We start from the raw sequence: 10,308 nt of genomic DNA on the forward strand, positions 1-10,308 counted from the left end.
CAGGTTTTAGTCAATATTCAATAAAATCAAACGAATACTAATTTATGGGTAGAAGGACTCTGGGGATTGATATTGGTGATAGCCACATTGCCGGAGTGGTGCTTGAACAGCAACGCGGGGCCACCGTATTGCAGGCCTATCATTGCCTTCCCAGAGAGGAGCGTGAAAATCCAGCCACTGCAATTGTGCAACTGTGCAATGAGTTATCCTGGAGTGGAGAGGTTTGTATATGCGGCTTGCCTCTGTCACTATTAAGTATTCGTAACCTTATTCTCCCCTTTGCAGATGTCAAAAAAATAACACAGGCGCTTCCCTTTGAGTTGGAAGAGCAGGTGCTCACGCCCCCTGATTCGCTTTGTTACGATTATCGTATTGCCCGGAAAAATGGGAATGGCTGTTTACTGGTGGTTTTTGCCGTTGCTCAAGATTGGCTTGCAGCATTACTCGCAGAAACGACCAGTGCTGTGGATCCGGATCGTGTTCTTCCTGCCATGTTATCTCTGGCTGAGCAGTGTTCTCGTTACCGCCCGGATGACGATCCTTTTTTGCTGGTGCATGCCGATCAGCACTCTATGAGTATATCTTTGGTGATTGACGGGCGCCCCATGCTCTTTCGCCGCTTGTCCCATCCCGAGACCATGATTCTTCATCCGCCTTTTGAGGTAGAAGGGGATACGGTGAAAGGCGAGATGCCGGCCGCTCAAGAGTGTGTAGACGTTATCGCTGGATTGATTCTACAGAGTCTTGATTTTTTCCGAATGGAGAATCGAGTCAGTGCTGAACTGGAAACTGTCGTCTTGACAGGGCCACTGGCAGGTATGGATGATGAACTCATTGCCCACATGTCGCAGGCGTTGCAGATGTCGGTCACTCGAATGGATTTACTTGAGCAGGCGCAGATAGTCTTCACTGATGAACAGCGAGACCAATGGTCTGCAAACCAAATGGACCGCGCCCTGGCTCTGGCGCTTGACGGAAAGAAAAAAGCTGGCCTCACGCTCCGCACGCACCATCTTGCCAAAAAAAAGAGCCTGTTTTCCAGACGTCGGCAATTACTGTTGCCTGTTGCTGCCGTCTGTATCCTTCTTGTTTTTGGACTGGGATACCTGGGCATAAATACCTATCAATTAAGGCAAGAGAATGCAGTCATTGATGGTCAAATGCGGGCTCTTTATCAAGAAACCTTTCCTGATGTAACCAGAATTCAGGCCCCCTACATTGAGATGCAGGCAAAGTTGAGGACTCTGCAGGGGCCGGAGTCCCCTCTCCCTTATTTTGTAACCGATCGCTGGATCCTACCAGTGCTTGCAGATATCTCTGGTAGGATTCCTTCCTCTCTCAAACTCAAGGTGAGTCGGTTTACCATTGACCGAAAAGCTGTGACTATGAAGGGCACCACGGAGTCATTTAATAGCGTCGAGATGATGAAAACGGCTCTGTCTGGTTCACAGCAGCTGAATGCTGTACGTATTGTTTCGGCAACAGCAGATAAAGGGAAAAAAGATGGTGCCATTCGGTTTGAGCTGCAAATGCAACTGGAGAATATCTAATGCAACTCACCGGTCGAGAAAGAAACATGGTGATCGGGGCAGGTATTGCACTGGTATTATATATACTTTTCCAATTTATTCTCTCCCCCCTTGTTGAGCAACGAGGTCGACTGCAGCAAAGGTTGGTTACCCAGAAAAAGTCCCTTGTACATATGCAGCAGTTACAAAAGCAGTATCGACAGCTATCTCAGCAGTCGGGGTCTATAGCAAGTTTACTTGAGAGACGTGAAAGAGGTTTTAGTCTTTTTGCCTTTCTTGAACAAAATGCCGATGAAAGTTCTGTGAAAGAGCAGATTGCCTATATGAAGCCCTCCGAGTCCAAAGAAGGGGAGGCTTTTTCCCAAACGCGGGTAGAGATGAAACTGCAAGGTGTTTCTCTGTCTCAACTTCTCGAATTTATTGAAAAAATAGAATCGCCTGCCCATCTGGTGGGCATCGCTAAGATGACAATTCAAGAGAACGGTAAAGAAAAGGGCACGCTGGACGCGACCTTTAGTATGATCTCTGTCGATCAACCGGCCCTTGGGGATGAACGTTAATCAAAACCTGAATCCGTGAGCATTCATCAGTGCGTCAGTTTTGTTGTTTGTGGCATGCCGATTAAAGTGCACTTTATCGGCTTGTTACGAACAATGAAGGTGGCGTGCTGATGGATGTCCCAAAAGGCGGCGGGTGAAACTGAACAATACATGAATTTGTTTAAAAATATTCGCCCCTTTAAAAGGATACGTTGTTCAGTGCCCATCCGCCGTCACGGATTCAGGCAAAAGTCACAATTCAGAGAGGGGGCCAAAAGGTTTCGCCGTACATTTGGCTACCTGCTGTATATTGTAGCTGTTGGTGTTCTCGCGTTATGGTTTCTTTTTCCGCGGGAAAGTTTGCAAGACTATTTTGAGCGCACTCTTGCAGAAGTGGTTCCCGGCGTAGACTGGCATGTTGGTCGGGTGCATTTACAGTTTCCGCTTGCGCTCGGGGTGGATGACTTGAAAGGGGACAGGGGGCAACATGCAACCCAGGCCTCAATTGAGTTGAAGCACCTCACCCTCTGGCCGGATTGGGACGCATCTATTCGGAAAAAAAGGTTTTGTTCTGGATATACCTTCAACATACAATCAGGCATTGTCCAGGGCCAAATGTGTTGGCAGAAAACAAACCGGGTCGTTCAAATTTTGGGAAGTATGGAAGGCGTTAGCCTACAATCCATGCCATTATTTGCAGGCTGGCTTGGACGTTCTCTTCAAGGAACAGTGAATGCCTCCTTTGAGGGAAATGTCTATTCTCGTGCTGATTGCTCCTGGAAAATGCAATGCAGGGTTGAAGAGGGAGAGCTTGCTTTACTGCACCCCATTTTGCGACACCAGAAATTACCATTTTCCCAGGTGCGTATGCTTGTCAGCGGCACAGGGAATAGTGTCCGCATTACCGAGGGGAGAATTGCCTCGATTCTGGGAGATGGCTGGTTTAACGGGAGTGTTCAGTTGGTACGTCCATTTTTGCAGTCGCAGTTGCAGCTGCGTGGCGGACTTTCCCCCGAGCCACTTTTTTTTCAGGGGATCAAGGCGTCTCCAGTGCTGAGTGAGCTTCAAGAAATATTCGAGGAAGAACCGCTAACGTTTGACCTTTCCGGAACTGTGCAGTCTCCGGCAATTCATTTTGAGAATTTAGCCATGCAGATCTACGCTTTGGATAAGGAGAGGGAATAAGGCTGTGCGTACCTTATTGATTCGTTTACTCATCATTACCCTGGCTGTCTATGCTGGTGTTCAGTTGTGGTACGGGAATGTGGAAAAGCGCCTTCAGCCGCAGGCGCCACCAGAGACGACTGTACAGCTTGAACAGGAAAAAAATGTCCAGGAAGAGGAGGTCGTCGAGGCCTCTCCTGTTGATGAGCGTAAGGTAATCTTGCAACGAAATATCTTTCAGGCGGGTGAGGAAGGCGCAGCAGCAGAGAGCAGCAAAGAGGCTGAGTCCGATATTGACCAGTTGGAGAAAACTCAACTCAGCCTCTCTCTTCTTGGAACCGTATCCGGAGAGCGAGAAGATGCACGAGCGATCATTCGTGATGATAAAACTCGTCTCGAGGACCTTTTTCGGGTGGGGAGTGAAATCCAAGGCGCAATCATCAATCGTATTGCCCGAGGTAAGGTGGTCCTCTTGGTCAACGGTCGAGAGGAGGTCCTGGTAATAAAAGACAGGGATAAAAATACTGGGCCTTCACCGATTCCTATGCGTCAAAGAACTCCCGTAACACTGAACAAGAGGTCGGATGAACAATCAGTTCGTTCCGTCCCCAGAGCCGTCCCTCGACGAAGAATAAGTTTCCGTAGTCCTCGTCGCACACCTCCGCGGCCCGATCCTCGGGAATTGATTGAGGCACCCCTTGATGTAGAGCCGGGAGATGACGTGCTCGATAACTCTGTTGATAATGCAATTGATGATACGCCCGTTGAGCTGGAGTCCACCGTTCCTTTGGAAGAAGGGGATGTTCTTGATTAGGGCTTGCTGGCTTGAACCTGAATCCGTGACGGCGGATGGTCTCTGAATAACATATTCAGTTGATAATGCAGAAATTTTCAAACTAATTTATTTGCTATTCAGTTTCACCCGCCGCCCTTTGGGGCATTCACGGATCCAGATTGAAGATTCAGATTGGACCAAGCTTTCCCGCTCATGGAAATGTGAGCCTTACTGTGTCAGGCTTTAAAACGGCACTTTTCCCTGAATTCGTGAAACCAGACGTTTGCTCAACAACGAGCTTTTTTTGTTCCCCCCGGATTTAGGAGTATGAAAACACAAATGCAAACCGCCTGTTTCAATGGTGATTTTTGATGATGAGAATGCGCATGAAAAAAATTGGACAGTTAAGCTTGCTGCTCTTGGTGAGTATGGTGATATGGTCAATGGGGCTCCTACCCGCTCATGCGGCCAATCCCAAAATTTCACAACCCAGCCAAGGGGCGCAGCGCTTTGTCACCATTGATTTCAATGATGTGGATATCAACCTCTTTATCAAATATATCAGTGAACTGACGAAAAAGAATTTTATCGTTGATCGTCAGGTGCAAGGGAAGGTGACCGTCATCTCGCCGACGCAGGTATCAGCAGAGGATGCTTACCGGGTCTTTGAATCCGTCCTTGAGGTGCATGGATATGCTGCCGTTCCCAGTGGTACGGTGGTTAAAATTGTCCCTTCCGTACAAGCCCGTTCCAAATCTATCGCCACGTTGCAACAAGGTCAGCGCGCGACGGGGGAAGACAGAGTTGTCACCCAGATAATTGAACTTAAATATGCCAACCCCGATGAGATCAAAGCCATGCTCAATCCCCTGGTCTCCAAGACCAGCGTCGTGCTGACATACACCAAATCGGGTATGATTATTCTTACCGACTACTCATCCAATATCAATCGCTTGCTGGATATTATCAAGGCCGTCGATGTGCCGCCTGATAGTGAGGAGATGGTTATCATTCCTCTGTATCATGCCTCTGCCGCAAACGTTTCCAAGGCACTCAATCAACTTTTTGTAACCACACGAACCAAACGAGGGGTCCGGGCTGAGGTCGTGAAAATAATTCCCTTTGAACGAACCAACACCCTCATTGTCTTTGCCTCCAAGTCCTCAGTTGAACGCGTGCGTGGCGTGGTTGCAAAACTGGATGCTGATGTTCCAAGGAGAGAAGGCAACATCCATGTGGTGTATCTCCAACATGCCAATGCTGAAGAATTGGTCAATGTGCTGATGAATTTACCCAGCGAGAGTTCTTCCTCGACGCGCAGCACCTCTGCACCAAGCGGGAAGCTGAGAAACAATTCGGCTCCCCCCATCTCCAAGGAAATAAAAATTGTTGCGGATAAGGAAACAAACTCTTTGATCATTACCGGTCCCCGCGAAGATTACGAGGTGGTTGAAAACGTCATCAAACAGCTTGATATCCCCAGGCGCATGGTCTATCTCGAAGCATTGATCATGGAGGTCAAGGTTTCCAAGGATTTCAACATTGGGGTGAGTTGGTCAGACGGCAATGGCTCGGTTATTGGCGGCTTCAGTGGGGGGGCTGGCGACTACAGCTACAATGCTCTCAATACCCTATACAATGGCAGTCTCCCCTCTGGATTTACTCTGGGCGTTCTCGGCGGCGGAATCACTATCGGTGATGTGACCTTCCCCAATCTCGGAGCGGTGCTGAACGCCTATAAAAGTGATGATGATGTCAATGTCATTGCCACCCCTCAGATTTTAACCACGGATAATAAAAAGGCCTCCATCAAGGTGGGGGAGAATGTGCCGTATATCACCAGTAAAAACACGACTGATTCCGAGCAGGATTATACCAATTACGAGTATAAGGATGTCGCCACCAGCCTGACCATCACTCCGCAGGTCAACCAGGCCGATATCGTTCGTCTGGAAATTGGCGTTGAGGTAGTCAAACTCAAGGATACGGAAACGACCACCACTCCTTCGACCTTCACGCGAACAGCCGATACCACGGTTATTGTCCATAATGAGGAAACTGTGGTCATTGGCGGTATGATTGGTCAGGACACGACCAAAGGAGAGTACAAGGTCCCTGTTTTGGGAGATATTCCAGTACTGGGCTGGTTGTTTAAATCGCATAGTAACAGCCTGGAAAAAACAAATCTCTATATCTTTATCACGCCTCATATTGTTGAAAATCCGGCTGAACTTGCGGATTTGTATCATAAGAAGCGTTCTGGGATGGAGAAGCTGCATCGCGAAGCCGGTGACATTGCAGATCAGTTTTTTCATCCAAAATCCGATCCTGTTCAGTCCAGTACGCTTTCTGATATAGGCATGCAGAAACTGATGCAAAATGATTTGCTGCGGGCTCGGGAGTTTTTTGTTCAGGCGCTGAAAAATGACGCGCAGAATGGAGCCGCTTTAATTAACCTGGGGGTGATCTGCGAGCGTGAACAAAAATGGAAGGAGGCGGCAGCCTATTATCAGCGTGTATTGACCCTTCCTGTCTCCCAAGAGCAAATGGGAAATGCAGAAGCAGCCAATCCACTTAAAGATGTGGCCAGCACTGCGCTGAAAAGGCTTAACCAGCGAGGTCTGTAAGATGAAATCAGCTGGCCCCAGTTCACCATCCTTTTTTAGACAGGAGTTTCACTGATGCGACTACTTGGTGAAATCCTTATGGAAAATTACGGTGTTACCGCTGAGAGTATAGAGGCTGCACTGGAGCTGCAACGTGAGCGCGGAGGCAGGATCGGTGAGATTTTAACCCAACTGCGTAAAATCTCCGAAGAGGATCTCCTAGGGGCCAGAAGCGAGCAGTGCGGTCTGGAGGTCGTCTATGATTTGCCTGCCGAGCCGGACCCGTTTTTTGTCGACAGGGTTCCCATTGGTTTTTTGAAAAAATTTAAAATGATTCCCGTGGCAACACCGGAGAGTTCCTATATTGCCCTTGCCGAGCCAGCCAACTTTCAACAGCTTGATGATCTAACCCGTCTGCTGCAATGGGAAGGCATTAGCAATGTACTGGCCCCTTCAAATGAGATTTTTGTCGCCATTAATGCGGCCTACGATACCACTCGAAAAGATGCTGCCGACCGGGTTATGCAGGATATGGATGAGGAAAATCCAGAGAGTATCCTCACCGAAATTGAAGAGACTGCAGACCTCCTGGACGATACCAGTGATGCGCCGGTCATCAAGCTGGTAAACCTGGTCCTTTCCCAGGCGGTACGTGATAATGCCTCGGATATCCATATTGAATCCTATAAAGATCGGGTCAAGATCCGTAAACGTGTTGATGGGGTGCTCTATGATATGTACTCACCGCCTCGGCATGTGCAGAGCAAGCTGGTCTCACGTATAAAAATTATGGCCAAGATGGATATTGCCGAGAAGCGGCTTCCCCAGGATGGCCGCATAGAGATCCGTCTGGCAGATCGAAATATCGATATCCGTGTCTCTACACTGCCAACCTCTTTTGGCGAACGTGTGGTTATGCGGCTTCTGGATAAATCCAGTTCGCTGGTGCCCCTGCAAGCCTTGGGAATGGCCAAGGAGGATATGGATCATTTCCTGCGCATGATCAAAGCTCCCCATGGCATTATTCTGGTGACCGGCCCCACCGGTAGCGGTAAAACAACCACCCTTTATTCCGCGCTTGGTGTGCTCAATCAGCCTGATATCAATATTATCACGGTGGAAGATCCCATTGAATACCAGATGAACGGCATCAGCCAGGTCCAGGTGAACGCCAAAGTTGGCTTGACCTTCGCCAATGGCCTGCGAACCATTGTTCGTCAGGATCCTGATGTTATACTCGTGGGGGAGATTCGTGATCTGGAAACTGCCGAGATCGCCATTCAGTCGGCGCTGACCGGTCATCTGGTTTTTTCCACCCTGCATACCAATGATGCCGCCAGTGCAATTACACGGTTAATCGATATGGGGGTTGAGCCATTTTTGGTCTCTTCTGCGGTCAACGCTATAATGGCCCAGCGACTGGTGCGTAAAATCTGCCCCCATTGCAAGGAGGCATACCAGCCCTCCAATGCTTATCTGGAAAAAGTTGGACTCTCGCCAATTAAATTTGCCGAGCGCGAGTTGTATCGAGGGGCGGGGTGCCCTGAATGTCTCCAGACCGGATACAAGGGCAGGGTGGGTATTTTTGAGTTGATGTCACTCACACCAGCCATGAAGAGCTTGATTCTGACCACCTCAGACGCTGGGCAAATCAAGAAGCAGGCTCTTTCGTCTCTGGCAACGGGAATGTTGACCCTGCGGCAAGATGGCCTGCGCAAGGTCCTTGCAGGGTTGACAACACTCGAGGAGGTCTTTCGCGTCACCTAAGGGGGGCTTGAATAATGAGCTCCTGAATCCGTAAGTCCCCTGCACCTGGTTTTTTACGGTTTTATCTGATCAACTGGTTCATCTCAAAGATGGGCAAGAGGATTGATACAACAATAAAACTGACCGCCACCCCCATGGTGAGAATCATCACCGGTTCAATCATTGAGGTCAAAGCAAGAATTTTGGCTTCCACCTCTTTTTCGTAGCTCTCAGCTGCTTTCCCAAGCATTGTATCCAGCGCTCCACTCTGCTCTCCCACCGCCATCATTTGCACCAACATGGGGGGGAAGTATTCAGATCCACGGAAGAAATGTGAAAGGCTTGCACCTTTCTCCAGCTCTTCTCCCGCGGCTCCAATCTCTTCGGCCAGAAGTACATTATCGACTATATTCCGGACGATGAGCAGGGAACTAAAGAGGGGGACTCCAGATTGGAGAAGGCTTGACAGGGTGCGGCTGAAGCGAGCTGATGCGGTTTTGATGGTTAAATCGCGAATGCCGGGAGCTGTAAGTTTAAGTCGATCCCAGCTGCGTCGTCCCGCAGTTGTTCCGATGTACCAGCGAACCAGGGCTACAGAGGCAAAAATACAGGCAAGTACAGCCCACCAAAACTGTTTGAGAATGGTGCTGAGGCTAATCAGAATAATTGTGGGCAGAGGCAGCGCCTGTTGGGTTCCTTCAAAAACAGAGGTAATACTGGGAACGATAAAAGTGATTAAAAGAAAGAGGACGGCAACCCCGACAAGAGCCATGAAGATAGGGTAGAGCATGGCAGCCTTGACGCGACTGCGAATAGCATGCTGATTTTCACCAAATTCGGCCAGGCGGTCTAAAACCACATCCAGGGAACCAGAGGCTTCCCCGGCCCGAACCATATTGATATAAATTTTGGAAAAAAGCCGGGGATGTTCGTCAAGCGCCGAGGTTAGGGAGTTGCCCTCATTGACAGCATCCTTGATCTGGGCGAGCACCGTTTGCAGGCTGCGATTTGAAGTTTGCTCGATGAGTCCGGCAATAGAAGGCACCAGGGGAATACCCGCACCAAGGAGGGTGGCCAGTTGGCGGGTGGCCAGGTGTATCTCCTGCTGCTTGATGCTTGTGCCGAGCTGCCGGGTAAAGAAGGATCCCTTGCCACCTTCTTTCTTTGCAACGCTCTCTTTGATGTTGACCGGATAGTTGCCACCACCACGAATTTTCTGGCGGGCGGCAGCAAGCGAGTCAGCATCAATGATCCCTTTTATTTTTTTTCCGGATCCATTCAGCGCGGTGTATTCAAAGACGGGCATGATAACGAGCCTTTTGCTAAAGGGAAGGAATTGCAGAGGTATCCGTTGCGTCGCTTGTTGGATATGCTAATATACACACCGGGTTACATGCGTGCTCAGCAGATGGGCTTCAGGTACGTCTTATTCGTTTCGTGTCGAGGGATTGTTGCCATCCATACATTGGGAAATACAGTTGGCACAGTTGGCGGTGGTGCCGCCCCGCTGACAGAAACTGGCAAAGCCGTTGATCAACTCATCGCCACCCCGTGGGCAGACCTCGAGAAATTTGATAAACTCGACCATGCGATTGATGATTTCAGGTGGAGCCGTATGCTCAATTTTGCAGGCACCTTCCTCGGCCAACGCTTCTTCTATGGCAAGGACATCAGTGAAAAATTGCTTGAGCGAGTTATGGCGGTGAATGACATCTTCGGCGACAAGTCGTCCTTCGTCGGTGAGGGTGATCACCTCATAGGGGGCATAGTTGATCAATCCCCTTCGAGAAAGCGCACGCAGGGCCTCTGTGACAGAGGCACCGCTGACCGACAGTCTGGCTGAAATATCTTTGCCGCGTGCAACCTGCTTTTCGGTGATAATATGATAAATTGTCTCAATATAATCTTCAAGGCTTGCGCTGAGTTGTTGCGTCTCCGCCATCGTTTTG

General features: G+C 49.3%; 8 protein-coding genes. 6 read left to right on the forward strand and 2 right to left on the reverse strand.

The features are described 5' to 3' along the window. The first annotated feature begins 44 nt into the window (after positions 1-44). The 6 genes from gspL to gspE all read left to right on the forward strand — a co-directional run bounded on the left by gspL (position 45) and on the right by gspE (position 8,380). A complete protein-coding gene (gspL, locus tag JWJ90_RS03130) occupies positions 45-1,550 on the forward strand; it encodes a type II secretion system protein GspL (protein WP_205225736.1) in 1,506 nt (501 codons plus the stop codon). Further along, a complete protein-coding gene (gene gspM, locus JWJ90_RS03135; protein WP_205225737.1) occupies positions 1,550-2,089 on the forward strand; it encodes a type II secretion system protein GspM in 540 nt (179 codons plus the stop codon). Before gspL ends, gspM begins: the two co-directional genes overlap by 1 nt. Before the next feature lie 339 nt (positions 2,090-2,428). Beyond that, the gene (locus JWJ90_RS03140; protein WP_205225738.1) at positions 2,429-3,253 is read left to right on the forward strand and encodes a hypothetical protein; all 825 of its coding nucleotides are present in this window, start codon (positions 2,429-2,431) and stop codon (positions 3,251-3,253) included. A gap of 4 nt (positions 3,254-3,257) precedes the next feature. Further along, positions 3,258-4,046, forward strand: a complete 789-nt coding sequence (locus JWJ90_RS03145) for a type II secretion system protein N (protein ID WP_205225739.1) — start codon at positions 3,258-3,260, stop codon at positions 4,044-4,046. A 347-nt stretch (positions 4,047-4,393) separates the two neighbouring features. Next, complete coding sequence (gene gspD, locus JWJ90_RS03150; protein ID WP_205225740.1) at positions 4,394-6,634, forward strand: type II secretion system secretin GspD; 2,241 nt, start codon at positions 4,394-4,396, stop codon at positions 6,632-6,634. Positions 6,635-6,688: 54 nt separating this feature from the next. After that, entirely contained in the window at positions 6,689-8,380 is a 1,692-nt protein-coding gene (gspE, locus tag JWJ90_RS03155) for a type II secretion system ATPase GspE (RefSeq protein ID WP_205225741.1), read from the forward strand. 61 nt (positions 8,381-8,441) lie between these two features. Here gspE and gspF read toward each other — a convergent pair whose 3' ends face one another. Next, the gene (gene gspF / locus JWJ90_RS03160) at positions 8,442-9,665 is read right to left on the reverse strand and encodes a type II secretion system inner membrane protein GspF (protein WP_205225742.1); all 1,224 of its coding nucleotides are present in this window, start codon (positions 9,663-9,665) and stop codon (positions 8,442-8,444) included. 120 nt (positions 9,666-9,785) lie between these two features. Then, positions 9,786-10,301 (reverse strand): metal-dependent transcriptional regulator, encoded by a 516-nt coding sequence (locus JWJ90_RS03165; protein WP_205225743.1) that lies wholly within the window; start codon positions 10,299-10,301, stop codon positions 9,786-9,788. Positions 10,302-10,308 lie beyond the last annotated feature (7 nt).

The sequence above is a fragment of the Desulfobulbus rhabdoformis genome (assembly GCF_016919065.1).
Taxonomy (GTDB): Bacteria; Desulfobacterota; Desulfobulbia; order Desulfobulbales; family Desulfobulbaceae; genus Desulfobulbus; species Desulfobulbus rhabdoformis.